The organism is Sphingobacterium sp. BS-2 (genome assembly GCF_046161205.1).
GTDB classification, from domain to species: domain Bacteria; phylum Bacteroidota; class Bacteroidia; order Sphingobacteriales; family Sphingobacteriaceae; genus Sphingobacterium; species Sphingobacterium mizutaii.
The window spans coordinates 349,456-365,036 of the sequence record NZ_JBIXGO010000021.1 but is presented as its reverse complement, the minus strand read 5'-3'; the positions used below and the strand labels follow the sequence as shown (position 1 = coordinate 365,036).

The following is a 15,581-nucleotide window of genomic DNA, read 5'->3' as shown; positions in this document are numbered from 1 at the left end:
GGAACACACCTGCCCTGGGGGAGCAGCCGGGGCGATGGTCCGGGAGTGAAAGCCGATCCGCCTGCAAAATTCACCGTTCCCATCTGCGGGACTGCAACTGCATTCCCTCTATCCCAGAGCTGTACCCATACCCGAAGGACGGCCGTCCTTCGGGTATGGGCCATTATATGCCTTATTGATGAACCGGTTCGGAACAGGATGCCTTTGTTTAGGGACGGTTTCGGGGATCGTCCTGCCGATGGCGACCTATTTTGCGTCCCTGACGCAGCGGATAGGGTTCAGCTCCACCTTCCACCAGCCTCCAAGGCTCGAGTACGATGGCCTCACGTGAAGGGTCGAATAGTTCTCGGCGCCCTGTACGTTCGTTGACCAGTAGTTTGCTCCCTCAACGGTCTGCCTGCCGGTATTGTAGTTTACGAAATTTCCAGTGAACGGAAGGAACAGGTACCTTGACTGCTGGGCGGGATCGGTTGGGGCCTCCTTGAGCTCCACAGGTCCAAAGTATCTCCCGGAGACGTTGTTCTTGCCGTACTTTCCGGGTATCCCCGGGTTCCCCATGTATCTGGCCCCAGCCATGAGCTTTCTGAAGTCGCTGTCACCTGGGGTTCTCCATTCGGGGGATACCAGCCTGCAGGGATCTCCCGAAGGGTAGTCCCCATATCTTGAAAATGGATAGTTCATGTCCGTATGTGACCTGCCTGGTATTTCCTTGCCGGCCATCCAATAGTCGCCCCCGCTCTCATTGGCGGAATAGTTCTCTTGGCTGGAATGAAAGCCATAGCTCCAGGATCCATTGGTCCTTTCGGCCTTCAGGTTGCCCGGTGCCCAGATCAGATCGCCGATCTGGATGCCATCCGAAGTGAATTCCCTGATGTTCAGCTCGATCCTGTACCGGGTTCCTTGTGTGAGAGGCAGAGGCACCTTGAGGTCGTTCTTGGTCACCGAGCCGATCGTGATGGACCCGATCAACAGGTTCGCTGCTGCCTGGGCAGCCTGCAGGCCTATCTTGATGGGCCCCGTATTTGACGAGGTTACGGTCCTGCCGTTACTGTTGGCGGGAAAAGGTATGCCCTTGAGCTCCTTATCCTGGGGATATGAAAGGTTTCCGCTGTGCAGATTTGCCGAACCCGAGATGTTGGATTCTATCTTTACCTCGCGGATGGAAACTATGTTGCCCGGTACGGATTCCGAGGCAACGTTCAGCTGTACCGCCGAGATCTCCGCGATCTTGTTGTCCAGGAGGATATCGATCGGATTGTCGCTCCCTGCTGCAAGGGAGAAGGTGCCGGTCGAAAAGTACATGAAACGGTCGTCATCCCCCACGGGTACCGATGGACCTGTCGCTGCCAGTTCTTCGCTCGTTCCCACCGGACTTACCGTCTGGTTGCCGAACGAATAGGAAATGACCCTGTAACCCCCACCCGGCTCCAGGCCCGAGAACGGCTTGTTGTTGCCGTTGGCCGAAAATGTGCGCTGCTGGACGAATTTATTGTTCCTGTATATGACTACCTGGTATGCGGTGTTCGGGGCCAATGCGGAGGTCTTGGATACCGCGGATGCCCTGGAACCGGGACCGGTTACCGGATTACCGTTGGAAGCGGGCATGGCGGCACTGCCTTCCGGTGTTACGGGGACGACCCTTACATCCAGGTAATGCCTGCCGTCGAGCATGATTGCCGAGCCCGTATATCCCCGGTGCACCGTCCTTTCCATCGTGGACGATGAGGCCAGGGTGGTTCCGGTGGACAGGGAGGGGCCCTTTGCCCGTGCCTCCATGGTTGACTGTCCCAAGAGCCTGACCGATATGCTCGTGCCTTCCGGGCCCTGCCCGTCGTGCCCGTCCTTTTTGCAGGAGTACAGCGTTTGTAGCGCGATCAATAGGATAGGGAAGAAGAATGCGATCTTATTGTTGAGTTTCATGTTCAATCAATTATTGGTTACCAACTAACGTCATCAGTGAATTTTTCCTCCGTCCATTTCTCACTGGGCTGAAAGTCCCCATCCTGGCCCACTGGCCTGATCGATGCAGATCCACTTGCGATGCCTTCCTCTAGCTCTATGAACGTAACGGATATCTCGGGACTGAGGTATGCCCTTGATCTCCCACCTGTTTTTTCCATTTCTCTGAATTTTTAATTAAGGAACCTGATCTTCCAAGTGACTTGGAGGTCAATTGTGATTTTGCTGGGCAAAGTTAGTGATTGGCAGGTACTGTACCTGATTAGGAGGAGGGATAAAAATAATCTGTAGCCAGACTCCTACAGGGGCCGTATTATCCCGCAGTTACGTGAATTGGAGAGCCCCAAGGTCCATCGATGGGCCATAAATTAGGTCACAATGTGCAGGTGCCGTTGGACCGGGCGGTGATTGGTCATGGACCCCCATGGCCCACTCTAAAATTAAATGCGTGGATATATGGGTTTTCCTAGGGTAGGGGGGCAAGAGCAAGCAGTCAATTTTATGGACGCCTACCACCCATTCCGGCCAGCGGGCCCATTGGGACTTTGCCAATGTTCCAGTCGGTATAACCCAAGTGCGGGCACTGCGTGTATTGTGCGCCATTTGGCAGCATGTCGCCCGAGATCAGGGACGGACAGCGGCGCTGAGGCGGAAATGGACCTTCGACTTTTTGGAAAACAATATTTCCTTGACGACTGTTTGGGTTCGCCACCCGAACCTAATAGAACAGGGTCAATGTAAAAATAATGGGTGCCTTCTAGAGATAAAAGGCACCCGTATGGTAGTATAAATAGTTGTTTCAGCCTACTTGGCTAGTGGACGATTGTCGGAATGGTCCGGATCCTCTATACCAAGGATTGCCAATAGCAATAGGTAATATCCTCTCTCCAGTCCAAGTTTTTTCGCTCTCTTTTCGATTCTTTCCATTTTTCCAGGTTTTAAGTTCTTTGATCCGTTATGTTTCCATTTATATAACAAATCCCGTACAAATGCCCGGGAACGGAAATGTTGACGGCAATAGTTTCCTTATTTTGAGCTGATTTGTCGTTTAAATTAACAGGTGTTTCATCCATCGGTAATTATTTGACCTAACAAGTGGTTTACCTCAACCATGACCTGTCCTAAAAAATGGACGATGAAAAAGCTTGGGATGGCATCCTTACTCAGTTTGGTGCTGGTAATTCGGTTGCGCCAATCGATGGTTGGTCTTGGCTCCCTCACGATATTTGGGTCAGGCCTGGATCAGGGGAAGGAAGGGGAGCTGGGTTCCCCTTTGTCCCTTTCATGGTCACGCTGGGCTTCATGGTCACCGAGCTTCGCATACCGCGCCCCTGAGTTGATTTCCCCCCCCCCAGGCACGGATTTCCCTAACTGTCCGGTCCCGCGGTTCAGGGGATGTTCATGATGGCCCCCTACTGATATGTGCCCCTGGCGGTGCCATGAGGATCCTGGCGGGGGGGAAGGTTGACCAGACCGCGTTCGGGAAATCGGTGCATGTCCGCCCCCCGGTCCCTTTAATTTCCGCACACCCAGAATTTCCAGCTGGACAAGTGGAATGTGCACTATTTACCTTAAGCGGGCCATGTGTTAGGGAATTAAGTCCGAGTATTGCTATATTTGTTCTGGCATGATCAAAAAAGAGACCATAGAGAAAGTACTTGACGCAGCTCGGATAGATGAGGTGGTCGGGGATTTTGTCGATCTCAAGAAGAGGGGCACCTCCCTTATCGGGAACTGTCCCTTCCACAACGAGAAGACCCCTTCCTTCCACGTATCGGTCTCAAAGGGGATCTACAAGTGCTTCGGGTGCGGGGCCGGGGGGGATTCCCTGAAGTTCGTGATGGAGCATGAGAAGTATGCCTATCCAGAGGCCATCCGGTACTTGGCCAATAAATACAATATTCCTATCGAAGAGGTTGAGCGCAGTCCAGCACAGCTTGCAGCCCAGGATAAAAGGGAAAGTCTATACGTCCTGAGCCAGTGGGCTGGGAAGTACTTCAAAACCCAACTTTGGGAAACCGACCTGGGCAAGAGCATTGGCCTGAGTTATTTCCGCGAACGTGGATATCGGGATGAGACCATACAGAAGTTCGACCTGGGCTATTCGCCAGAAGCCTGGACAAGTTTGGTCGATGCAGCCTTGACAGAAGGGTTCAGTAAAGAATACCTAGCAGAGGTCGGACTCGCGGTTGAGCGGGATGATAAGTCGCTATATGATCGCTTCCGGGGCAGGGTCATCTTCCCGATCCATAACCTGACCGGTCGGGTGATCGGTTTTGGAGGCAGGACCCTAAAGACCGATAAGAACGTCCCTAAGTACGTGAACTCCCCGGAGTCCGAAATCTACCATAAATCCAGCGTCCTGTACGGCCTGCACCTCGCCAAGAAATCGATTTCAGAACATGATGTGTGTTATTTGGTGGAAGGTTATGCCGATGTGCTCTCCTGTCACCAGGCAGGAGTGGAAAATGTCGTTTCCTCTTCAGGGACCTCCCTCACCACAGGGCAGATAAAGCTGATATCCCGCTACACAAAAAATGTCGTTATCCTTTACGATGGTGACGAGGCGGGGATCAAGGCTTCCCTACGCGGGACCGATATGCTATTGGAAGAGGGACTGAACGTCAAGGTCCTGCTATTTCCCGATGGCAATGACCCGGATTCCTATGTGCAAAAGTTTGGAGCCTCGGCCTTCAGGGACCATATCGATAAACATCAGGAAGATTTCGTCTTCTATAAGACCAATATCCTTCTGCGTGATGCAGGGGAAGACCCCATCAAACGAGCGGAAGTTATCCGGGAGGTCGTAAACAGTATTGCCCTGATCCCAGATGAGATCAAGGTCTCTGTTTATATCCGTCAATGTAGCGGATTGTTGGATATCGAGGAACGCGTGCTGCTTACCGAACTTAATAAAATCCGGATGGACCGGAACAAGGCCAAGGATAGAAAGGCTTCTAGTGCGGCTTCTGGACCTGGCCCAGATTACCCAACGGATGATTTTATCCCTGCGGAGATGTTGGCTGCGATGGCGGCCGAGGGAATCACGACTCCGGAACCCCAGATCCAGCAGATTACATCCGAAATCCTGATGGAAAGGGAACTCGTGCGTGTGTTACTAAATTATGGGCGTGAGCTGGTTGTCTGGGAAGGGGATGGCGATATTCCAGTTGCCCCATATCTATTGGCGAGCATGGACGATGTCAGATTTGAGGACAAGGCCAGCAGCAAGATTATAGAAGAGTTTAAAAAGCAAGCTGAAAGCTTTGAAGTACCGGAAGCCAAATTCTTTTTCTCCCATGAGGACGAGGAAGTCTCCAGGCTAGCGGTCGACAGCATAGCCACAAAATACGAGATCAGCCCTAACTGGAACGACGATAAGCGTAAGATCTTTGTTCCCGAGGAGAAAGATCAGTTGAAAGACCTGGTCAATCAATTGATCTATAGAGTAAAGAAGAATAAGATCGAACAGGAGATGCATAGGATCAGGGAAGAACTTAAGACATGTAAGGACCCTGATGATATGCTGGTCCTGATCGCTAAATATCAGAAGCTCAAAGAAGGAGAGAAGTTATTGGGCGATTTTTTAGGGAACACCATCGTTAAGTAGATATGATAGACCGCAAGGACCCTTGAACAAAAGGTGAAGAAATGACGGTTTTATTTATAAAAAAGATTGGTTTCCAGATTTTTGAATTAAGTTGTCGACATAAAGATCTATAGGTAGATATGATCGCCCATGATAATGACGTTGTGGTATCTGTAGAAGTGAAAGTAAGGTCTTCTTCGGCGTTTGGAACCGAAAGGGATATGATCAATTCACAAAAACAAAATAGACTGAGTAGGGCCGCAGAAGCCTATATCATGCAAAAAGATCATCGTGGAGAAATCAGGTTTGATGTCATTACCTTTATAGACGGAAAATCAACATATATAAAAGACGCATTTTGGAATTATTAATATGAATAAGAAACTAAAGCTTAGCATTCAGGCACTAACTATCCTTTCCATTTCCTTGGTCATCGGTTGTAAGACCCAACAAAGCAAGGTTGAATTTGTAAACCCGACCAATAACAGCAAGGTCCTGAAAGGGGAGAAGGTGCAAGTGAAGTTGAAATTTCCTGACGCTTCGGTAGACTCAGTGGTCTATTCGGTGGATGGTGATATCTTTGACCGTAAAACCGACACAACAGCGGTCGTGTTTGATACCGGTTCCTATAGCTATGGAAATAAAAGATTGAGTGCAAAGGTGTATTCCGGGGGCAAAGAGGATATCGCATACAGCGAAGTCTTGGTCGTTCCGCCCGCTCCAAAGCAATACGCTTTTGAAGTGGTAAATACCTATCCGCACGATCAAGGAGCCTTTACCCAAGGGCTATTCTTCGAAAACGGAACATTATATGAAACCACCGGCCAATTAGGCGAATCTACCCTTAGGAAAGTTGAATTGGCAACTGGTAAAGTCCTACAGAAAGCCGATCTCGCTGCTGATGAATTCGGAGAGGGGATGACGGTCGTGGGAAATGACATGTATGTATTGACCTGGCAGAACAACAAAGGCCATGTTTATAACAAGAACACGTTCAAGCTTTTGAAATCCTTTGATTACCAGAACAGCAAGGAAGGCTGGGGACTGACCTACGATGGTAAACAGTTCATTAAATCCGACGGTTCCAATAAACTGTATTTCCTAGATCCAGCGACATTGGCTGAAACAGGTTCCATTGCTGTTTTTGATGATAACGGTCCCGTAGAAAAACTAAATGAACTGGAATTCATCGATGGCAAGGTCTATGCAAATCTCTATTACGGGGACAGGGATGAAATGGTCATCATCGATCCCACAACGGGCGTCGTTGAGGGCAGGATCAACTTTGTTGGCCTGTACAGCGATAACCGCGCTCCTTACGACAATGAGATGAACGGTATTGCCTATAGACCGGACAGCAGGACCTTATTGGTAACCGGAAAGCACTGGAGCAAGTTGTTCGAGGTCCGCTTAAGGGAGCGCTAGATCAATCTGTGCTCCGTCGTTATCTTGATCAGTGACATCATGTTTTTAGCTTTGAACTTGCTCATCATCCTTTTCCTATGGGTCTCGATGGTGAGCGGGGACAAAAACAGTTCCTCGGCAATCTGTGCTGAGGTATTCCCCAATGCGATCAGTTTCAGGATCTCGGTCTCCCTTTTGGTGAGCTTGGGCAGCAAAGGCAGGTCTGAACCTATCGGATTGGCAATGATCTCCTGTACCGCGGAGCTGAATACCATCTGTTTGTTCACGGCTTGGTCCAGGCATTTCTCCAATTCCACGATATCGATGTTCTTGAGCAGGTAGCCTGATGCCCCATTCTGCATGAGCTGCAGGATCACGCTGCGCTCGGTATGGTTGCTCAGGCCCAGGATGATCACAGTCGGAGCGATCCGCTTTATCTCCAGGCATAGGTCGATCCCATTAATATCAGGAAGTGAAATATCCAGGAGAACAATGTCCACAGGGTCGGTTCCAAGGAATTCCAGTAATTCAGAACCCTTGGTAAATGTTGCGGCCACCTCATAGGATTTTATGCGGTCCAAGAGGCTGACCAACCCTTGTAGGATTAGCGAGTGATCATCGACAATAGCTATGCTATAGGCTGGATTGTACATGGTCTTTAGGAAAGTTGTCAAACAATGATCCTAAAGATAACCAAGTTTTCAGCAAAAAAAATGGTCAATTTGAAATATCCCTGTTTACGGGTACAGAGATCTTATTCCACAATTAAGGCCTGATACTCCCTTTCTGGATCAAGAACTCCACTTTATCTCTCAATGGCTCAAATTCTGCCTTTTTCGCCTCTTCCATGCGGTCCGGGAACAGAATTCCGTAGAGATGGTCCACCTCATGCTGGAAGATAACAGCCGTAAAACCTTCGATCAATTCCTCTTTCACGTTCCCATGGCGATCAATGTGCTGCAATTTAATGGCATAGCTGCGCTTTACATCCTGCCTCAGATCAGGAATGGAAAGGCATCCTTCGGTACCTTGGCGGGTTAGCTTCGAGCGCCAGATGATCTTAGGGTTCAGATAGAATTCGAAAGGTTCATCTTTCTTGTCGAATCGCTGGACCCAAATAACATTTTTGTTGATCCCTACCTGCGGACCAGCTATCCCTACACCTGTATGTTGCGGGTCTTTGACCGTAAGCAGCATCCTGGCGGCAAGTTTATCCAGCAGGGGATCATCAAATTTGATGTCCTCCGATGGTTTCTTTAATACTGCCAGTTCCTTTTCATCTGTAACCTGGTATACATGCATCTGGCTGTTTGCATCAGCCCCATTGATCAAAGATTTCTCAAAATCATTGAAGTTCTTAGCCGTGCTCTTGTTCACGTTCCTTTCGTTTTTAGGTCCTTTGTACTTTTTCTCCCCAGCTTCTATGGCCACATTCAAAATATTGTCCTTGGGTGGCTGAGGGCACCGGTATCCATTGCTGTAGGCACAGTAAGGGTTGTATGCCCTGTTGAAATCGACCTTGATCTTTCCATCCTTGATATCGGCAATGCTCAGGTCCAGATATCGACCGCCTTCATAGGTGGTCTCTCCTGTCGAATTGTCCATGAAAGGCACGAAAAGGTGGTTTTTATAGGTCGCATTCTGGAACAGTGCAACACTTTGATAAGCCGTTAGCTTATATTTCTTCCCGTTCAATTCAAAATTCAAGAATCCAAAGCGCTTGTACTCGTTGGAGGTGCCATCATAAGTGGGCATCCTGAAGGTAGGTTCATTGAAAAGCTGCTCTACTGATGCTGTCACTACATAGTCTTGCTTTGCAGGATAGAAGCTCACAAATTCAACCTGATCCTTTCTTAATGGGCCAAACTCGTCCTTCACCATTTCCTGGATCTGTTTGTCCCTATAGGACTGAATTTCCTGTTCCAAAGATTGGGCCATTAATATTACCGGACCAAAGAAGCTGATGAAGTAGATAAGTGCTTTCATTTTTTTGAATTAATATCTATCAAATGTATAGATATTTTGCGATTATCGGATATGGCTAATCTAAAGTTTAATCGTAATTTTGTGAAAATTGCAGAGACATGAGAATAATGGCGTTTGATTATGGGACCAAGAGAATCGGGATTGCTGTTTCCGACAGCATGCAGATCATTGCAAGCCCATTGACCACCATCCATCCCGAAGGAATCTGGAAATTCCTGTCCGATTACCTTTCCGGGGAACAGGTAGAAACCTTCGTCATTGGCAAACCAAAGCAATTGGACGGAACTGCTTCCGAATCTGACCAACATGTGGTAGGTTTCAGCAGGAAGCTCCGCAAAACCTATCCCGATATCCCGATTGTCGAAGTGGATGAAAGGTTCACTTCCAAGATCGCTTCCAGGACGATTGCACAGTCTGGAATGAAAAAAAGCAAAAGACAGGATAAGGGGTTGATCGATAAAGTTTCGGCAGTATTGATCCTGCAGACTTATATGGATAGCAAATCTTATTAATATGGCATTAAGGGACATTCAGTTTTTTTCCGAGGACATCGATTTTACGATCAAGGAAAAACAAAAGGTTAGGCAGTGGATTGGCGCAACGATCAGGGCAGAAGGTTTCAGGCGGGTAGGGGAGCTGAGCTTTGTTCTATGCTCGGATGCCTATCTCCTGGAAATCAACAGGCAATACCTTGACCATGACACCTTTACGGATATCGTGACCTTTGATTCTTCAGAAGATGAAGGTGTCATTGCTGGAGATATCTTTATTTCAGTGGAAAGGACCATAGAGAATGCCAGGAAATTCAATGTTTCCGAACGCGACGAGCTCCACCGCGTCATCATCCACGGAATCCTCCACCTGTGCGGCTATGGAGACAAGGGAAGACAGGAAAAGGCATTGATGACACAAAAAGAGGACCATTACCTTTCAAGGAGGGAGTTCTGAGGCGCCAGTGCAGGGGCTGCGGGCGGCCACTGCAATGGCGCAGCCCCGCTACAGTAAATGGTGCCACTCCGTCCATTCCTGTTTTCCCCTAGGGATGCACTGTGCAGGGTACGCCCGGTGACCCCTAGGACCTCTTACGGTTCCTCTCCGGTTGGTTTCCGGCTGCCCGTTCGCGCTCTTTTGACCTTTTGGGCCCAAGAGGGTGAGTGCCCCTGTACCCGCTACCGTTAAACACTGCCCCGTTCTCCCCCGGTCCGCCTGGACAGCTGACCGTTTTGCCCAACCGCACCATCCTCCTAGGGGCATACTCCACTATCAGGAAAACGGCCCCGGCATATCGCCCCAGAAAGCCAATGGGCCATATCCTGCCCTATTTTTTACAAAAGCGTCATTTTTTTTCGATAATAGTTCCAGGATCAGTTGGCAAGTGCCCGATATTGCGGAACCTACCATTTCCTCGGGTCCACCACCCGACAGTTTTTTCTTCACCTCTATCTTTTCAATGCCGGATGCAATGCACGTAAATTCCGTACCCCCTGCTTTATCTTGAGACTCGCTCCCACCGGGGGGCCAAAGGACGGTCAGCCGGGCGGAAACAAATGAATGCATCATATTGCACCTTTATTGCCAATTCCCTGGAACCCCCTGCAATGGCACGCAGACCTCGGGACCAGGCCGGGACCGACCCTTTAGGACCGCGCCCGAAAATTACGTCCGTGAAGACCCGTAAGCTTCCTTTCCTGCCGGAACGGCCTGGGGGAAACATATCCATTCCCTTATGCTTAAGGCCAGCTGCACTTCAGGACCTTGCACCTATACTATTTTTCCCCCATCATGACCTGCTTCTTTTCCTAAAAGGGCCCCGCCCGCTAGCCCCGGGGTGATTCTCTGATTGCCCTTTCCCCCCCTATCCGTTCTTTGGACTTTCCAAAAATCTCAGGGGGCCGTCCATAATGTTTGGCAACACGGATCGATTGTTTTTGCCTGACCAAAATGATATAAGGGATCGATCCCAGGCCGGGTGAAGTGGATAAGGCACGGTTGGGGCATCCATTCCGGCAAAGGATGTCAGCAGCACCACCTTTCAGGTATTTTTCCCCTTGCCAGGAGATATCGCGCTGAAAGAAAGGGTATTTTGGACCAGGCTTTTCTGGCAGTCCGCTTGTTCACTAATAAACATAACATGGAAATCCAAGAAATAAAGGTCCTCAGGGGGCCAAACCGCTGGTCCATAAGACGGACCGAACTCATACAGATGCGATTGGACATCGGAGAGTACGAAACGCTACCAAGTAACCAGATAGAAGGCTTCACCGAAAGGCTCTTCAGGCTCATTCCATCACTCTATGGCCACCGCTGCTCCATGGAAAGGGCGGGAGGGTTCCTCCACAGGATGCTGGACGGTACCTGGATCGGACATATCGTCGAACACATTGCCCTGGAGCTCCAGTGCCTGGCCTCCATGGAGTGCGGGTTCGGTAGGACCAGGTCCACCGGTAGGGAGGGGGTGTACAACGTTGTCTTCTCCTATATGTACCCCAAAGCGGGCATCTTTGCCGCTGAGGCTGCCGTCAGGCTCGCCGATAGCCTGGCCAAGGGGCTTCCCTTCGACCTGGAGTCCTGCCTGGAACAGCTGGCCCGGATCGGCCGTGGGGAAAGGATGGGGCCCAGCACCCAGGCAATTGTGGATGCCGCCAAAAAGCGCGGCATCCCATGGAGGCGTCTCGACGGACATTCATTGGTGATGCTTGGGCATGGAAAGAACCAGAGACGGATACGCGCGACAATGGCCGACAGCACAAGCAGTATGGCGGTCGAAACGGTCCAGGACAAGCATCTCGCCAAACAGGTCCTTGGGGCCAATCACCTACCAGTACCCATCGGGACGGTGATAAGCGGCATATCGGATCTTGAGGGGGCCATAGACCGGTTGGGCTATCCAGTTGCCATCAAGCCACTGGACGGCAACCACGGTAGGGGCGTTAGCTCCCACGTGGTCGATCTTCCGGCAGCAAGGAGCGCCTTTGAAAAGGCCCAGAACCATTCTGCAGATGTGGTCGTTGAAAAGCACATCCGGGGTGAGGACTATCGCTTGCTGGTAATTGGCTACAGGTTGGTGGCGGCCGCGCGAAGGACACCTGCCCATATCATCGGTGACGGGCGTTCCACCGTAGGGGAACTCATCGAGGCCGAAAATTCCGATCCCAACCGGGGGGAAGGACATGAATGTACCCTCACCAGGATCGAAGTGGACCACCAGACACTGGGCATCCTGGAGGAAAACGGACTGGATATGGACAGTGTCCTTGCCCTGGGCACCAGGCTCCTGCTGAAATATACGGCCAATCTGTCTACGGGCGGAACATCCGAGGACGTGACGCACCTGGTCCTTCCGGCCACAAGGGCGATGGCCGAGAGGGCAGCAAGGGTAATGGGCCTTGATATCTGTGGGATTGACCTGGTTGCCAGGGACATCTGTCATCCCATTGGAGGGGAGAACGGGGCGATCATAGAGATCAATGCCGCTCCGGGGTTCAGGATGCACACCCACCCTTCCAAGGGACGTGCAAGGGACGTAGGGATGGAGGTTGTCGATATGCTCTTTCCTCCTGGGGTCCCTTTCAGGATCCCCATCGTGGCCGTGACGGGAACCAACGGCAAGACGTCCACCGTAGGGCTGCTGGCGCACATAGCTCGGACGGCCGGTAAAAAAACAGGCTGCACAACGACAGAAGGGATCTTCATCGATGGCCAGTGCATAACCGAAGGTGACTGTAGCGGTCCGCAGAGCGCTGCGACCGTCCTCTCTGACCCCTTGGTGGGGTATGCGGTCCTTGAGTGCGCCAGGGGCGGGATCTTGAGGGCGGGACTGGGCTTCGACAGTTGCAAGGTGAGCATTCTCACCAACATTGCTGAGGACCACCTAGGCCTGGACGGCATCGATGACCTGGATACGCTGGCCCGGGTGAAGGGGACCGTCCTGGAAACGACTCAGCCGGACGGACTTGCCGTCCTCAATGCCGATGACCCATTGGTGCGCAAAATGGCCGAGGGCCTCAGCTGCGCGGTTGGATATTTTGGATTGGAGAGATCCCCTTTGATCATGGAGCATTTCTCCGCGGGAGGGGCAGTTGCATTTGTAGGGGAGGGCTGGCTGACACTGGGCTGGAATGGCGAGCTCCAGAAAATAGCCGAGGTGAGCAAAATCCCCCTAACAATGGACGGAAAGTTCGATTGCATGGTCCAGAACTGCCTTGCTGCCGTACTGGCCGCCAGGGCATCGGAAATCCCAGTCCATGCAATAAGGGATGGTCTCAGTACCTTCTGTCCCGATGAGAAAATGAACATTGGGAGGATGAATACATTCCAGGTGGGGTCAAGCACCTTAATGGTGGACTATGCCCACAATTCCCATGGTTACCGCGAACTGGGGAAATACCTTGCCCGGATCGGGCCTTGCAGGAAAACAGGAGTCATCACGGCCACCGGGGACCGCAGGGATGGGGACATAGCCGAGATAGGCACTATCTGTGCGCAGATCTTCGACAAACTAGTGCTCCGTACGGACAGTGACTGCAGGGGACGGGAGCCACTGGAAATTATAGAACTTCTGCTCAGGGGCATAAGGGCACAGGATCCAGAAAAGGAAGTGGTCATAGAAATGGAAGAGGGAAAGGCCATCAGGCGCGCCCTGGATGCCCTTGAAGAAGGAGGTCTACTCTTCATCAGCAGTGATGACAGCCGTGGCACGCTCGAAATAGTAAAGAATGAGTTATCTGCCAGAGAAGGAGGTCGGGAATATGGGACCTAAAGGAAAGATCATGCTCATCGGCGGAGCCGAGGAAAGGGTAGGTAACACGCACCCGGAGCGCTCTGTGGACAGCAGTTCACGCTACGAAATCCTGAGCCAGTTGCTCCCTTCCGACAGAAAGGAAGGAAGGATAGAGGTATTGACCTGTGCTTCAGGGGTCCCCAAAGAGGTTGCAGAGACCTACGAGCGTACCTTCGGGGAGATCGGTTTCAGCAACGTAGGGTTCCTGCACGCTTCCGATAGGTCCGGTGTATCTTCCAAGGAATGGTCAGACCGGATAGGCGATGCAGAGGTTGTTTTCCTGACGGGGGGAGACCAGGCAAAACTGGCCGCCATCCTGGGCGGCAGCACCCCCTGGGGCACGATTGAGGAAAAGTACAGGGACCAAAAGGGCTTTACCGTGGCCGGGACCAGTGCTGGCGCGATGGTCCTGTCCTCTACAATGATCATGGGTGGCGGGAATTCAGAAAACCCGAACTGCAGCCCAATAAGGCTAGGACCGGGACTGGGAATTGTCGACCACTGCGTCGTGGATACACACTTTGTGGAAAGGGGCAGGTTCGTAAGGCTCGCACGCTCACTGCTACTGAATCCCCGTTACCTTGGATTGGGACTGGGAGAAGACACGGCCCTGTTAATTGAAGGCGGCCGTAAGGCCACCTGTATCGGTAACGGGATGGTGGTAATGATCGATTGTTCAGGCGTAAGGGAGACCAATGCCGAGGAAGCAGATCCAAGCGAATCGGTCTATGCACGCGATATCCAAGTCCATATGCTGCTCAATGGATGCAGCATAGACCTTCAGGAAAGGGACCTGGATTGCAGGAAGGGAAGGGGGTAGGTATGGCACGGAAGAGAATTGCGCTCGCCCTCCACGGGGGTGCCGGACCTTTATCGAAATATATCATCGAAAATGAAGAGGCTTACAGGGAGCACCTCCTCCAATATGCGGAAAGGGGATATGAACTCCTTGGCGAGGGCTGCACGGCCGTCGATGTGGTCAGGACGGTGATATCGTTATTAGAGGATGACCCACTTTTCAATGCGGGGAGAGGTTCTGCGCTCAATTTCCAGGGCCGGGTCGAGATGGACGCCTGCCTCATGGATGGCCGGACGGGGGATTCCGGAGCGGTCTGCTCAATAACCGAAGCCAGGAATCCGATCCTGGTCGCTTCCCTGGTGATGGAAAGGACCGGCCATATGCTGATCTCGGGGAGTGGGGCCGATGACCTGGCGCGGCAGTTCGGGGCGGTAGTGGAGGCACCCGACTTTTTCCTGGTCAGGGAGCGCCTAAGGGAATGGCAGGAGTTTCGTGCCTCTCAGGTGGATCCCTGGTCCGTTCCGAACCGCGGCACAGTGGGAGCCGTAGCGCTCGATGCCCATGGCGACCTTGCCTCCGGGACCTCCACCGGGGGGATAACGGGCCGGCTAAAGGGAAGGGTCGGAGATAGCTGTATCATCGGAGCCGGCTGTTACGCCCAAAACGGGGCATGTGCCGTTTCGGGCACGGGCGATGGTGAATTCCTGATGAGAGAGTTCACGGCACTGAGCATATTCCAGGCATATTGCAAAGACCAGGGAAATGTCCAGCAGCACTGCCAAACTGCCGTCCACAGGCATAGGGCACGGCAAGCTGACATGGGCGTGATCTGTATAGACCAGGGCGGTGAGATAGGTATCTCATACAACAGTGAGAGGATGTTCAGGGCCTGGGCCGATGGTCGGGGGATAACGGCAGGCATCTACTGAGCGCTCAGAATGCAGGGGTGAGGTCCTTTCAGGGACACAGGAAATCTGGGCCCTTGTTCTGCAAAGCGCACTTCCCACAAGGGTTTAGGAAGATATTTTCCGCAGGACCCAACCAAATACCTTAAGGTTTGTTCT

14 protein-coding genes are annotated in these 15,581 nt (G+C 51.6%); 8 read left to right on the top strand and 6 right to left on the bottom strand.

Annotation, left to right across the window (positions count from 1 at the left end; genetic code table 11):
• Positions 1-246: 246 nt before the first annotated feature.
• The 3 genes from ACK2WI_RS17735 to ACK2WI_RS17725 all read right to left on the bottom strand — a co-directional run bounded on the left by ACK2WI_RS17735 (position 247) and on the right by ACK2WI_RS17725 (position 3,180).
• The gene (locus ACK2WI_RS17735) at positions 247-1,920 is read right to left on the bottom strand and encodes a hypothetical protein (protein WP_409151804.1); all 1,674 of its coding nucleotides are present in this window, start codon (positions 1,918-1,920) and stop codon (positions 247-249) included.
• An 843-nt stretch (positions 1,921-2,763) separates the two neighbouring features.
• Positions 2,764-2,886 carry a hypothetical protein gene (locus ACK2WI_RS17730; RefSeq protein ID WP_409151803.1) on the bottom strand — a complete coding sequence of 41 codons (123 nt, stop codon included), beginning with the start codon at positions 2,884-2,886 and terminating at the stop codon, positions 2,764-2,766.
• 138 nt (positions 2,887-3,024) lie between these two features.
• Entirely contained in the window at positions 3,025-3,180 is a 156-nt protein-coding gene (locus tag ACK2WI_RS17725; protein WP_409151802.1) for a hypothetical protein, read from the bottom strand.
• A gap of 406 nt (positions 3,181-3,586) precedes the next feature.
• Between ACK2WI_RS17725 and dnaG the strand changes: the two genes are divergently transcribed.
• The 3 genes from dnaG to ACK2WI_RS17710 all read left to right on the top strand — a co-directional run bounded on the left by dnaG (position 3,587) and on the right by ACK2WI_RS17710 (position 6,973).
• Positions 3,587-5,569, top strand: a complete 1,983-nt coding sequence (dnaG, locus tag ACK2WI_RS17720) for a DNA primase (protein ID WP_409151801.1) — start codon at positions 3,587-3,589, stop codon at positions 5,567-5,569.
• Positions 5,570-5,688: 119 nt separating this feature from the next.
• Positions 5,689-5,919, top strand: coding sequence for a YraN family protein (locus tag ACK2WI_RS17715; RefSeq protein ID WP_409151800.1), 231 nt, complete (start codon positions 5,689-5,691; stop codon positions 5,917-5,919).
• 1 nt (position 5,920) lies between these two features.
• Positions 5,921-6,973: a glutaminyl-peptide cyclotransferase gene (locus tag ACK2WI_RS17710; protein ID WP_409151799.1), complete on the top strand. Its 1,053-nt coding sequence runs from the start codon at positions 5,921-5,923 to the stop codon at positions 6,971-6,973.
• On the opposite strand, the gene ACK2WI_RS17705 is transcribed toward ACK2WI_RS17710, so the two are convergent.
• A complete protein-coding gene (locus ACK2WI_RS17705; RefSeq protein WP_409151798.1) occupies positions 6,970-7,626 on the bottom strand; it encodes a response regulator in 657 nt (218 codons plus the stop codon). The two genes, ACK2WI_RS17710 and ACK2WI_RS17705, sit on opposite strands and share 4 nt — an antisense overlap.
• A gap of 91 nt (positions 7,627-7,717) precedes the next feature.
• Entirely contained in the window at positions 7,718-8,938 is a 1,221-nt protein-coding gene (gene def / locus ACK2WI_RS17700; protein WP_409151797.1) for a peptide deformylase, read from the bottom strand.
• A gap of 98 nt (positions 8,939-9,036) precedes the next feature.
• Between def and ruvX the strand changes: the two genes are divergently transcribed.
• Together ruvX and ybeY are read left to right on the top strand one after the other, a co-directional pair.
• Positions 9,037-9,450 (top strand): Holliday junction resolvase RuvX, encoded by a 414-nt coding sequence (gene ruvX, locus ACK2WI_RS17695; RefSeq protein ID WP_409151796.1) that lies wholly within the window; start codon positions 9,037-9,039, stop codon positions 9,448-9,450.
• 1 nt (position 9,451) lies between these two features.
• Positions 9,452-9,886, top strand: coding sequence for an rRNA maturation RNase YbeY (ybeY, locus tag ACK2WI_RS17690; protein WP_409151795.1), 435 nt, complete (start codon positions 9,452-9,454; stop codon positions 9,884-9,886).
• Positions 9,887-10,201: 315 nt separating this feature from the next.
• Here the strand turns inward: ybeY and ACK2WI_RS17685 are convergent, their stop codons facing one another.
• Positions 10,202-10,498, bottom strand: a complete 297-nt coding sequence (locus ACK2WI_RS17685) for a hypothetical protein (RefSeq protein ID WP_409151794.1) — start codon at positions 10,496-10,498, stop codon at positions 10,202-10,204.
• Positions 10,499-11,069: 571 nt separating this feature from the next.
• Between ACK2WI_RS17685 and cphA the strand changes: the two genes are divergently transcribed.
• Genes cphA through ACK2WI_RS17670 form a run of 3 tightly spaced genes read left to right on the top strand, consistent with a single transcriptional unit; the run spans position 11,070 to position 15,446 of the window.
• Positions 11,070-13,697, top strand: coding sequence for a cyanophycin synthetase (cphA, locus tag ACK2WI_RS17680; protein WP_409151793.1), 2,628 nt, complete (start codon positions 11,070-11,072; stop codon positions 13,695-13,697).
• A complete protein-coding gene (locus tag ACK2WI_RS17675) occupies positions 13,654-14,538 on the top strand; it encodes a cyanophycinase (RefSeq protein WP_409151792.1) in 885 nt (294 codons plus the stop codon). The genes cphA and ACK2WI_RS17675 overlap by 44 nt, the downstream gene beginning before the upstream one ends.
• A 2-nt stretch (positions 14,539-14,540) precedes the next feature.
• A complete protein-coding gene (locus ACK2WI_RS17670) occupies positions 14,541-15,446 on the top strand; it encodes an isoaspartyl peptidase/L-asparaginase family protein (protein WP_409151791.1) in 906 nt (301 codons plus the stop codon).
• Positions 15,447-15,581 lie beyond the last annotated feature (135 nt).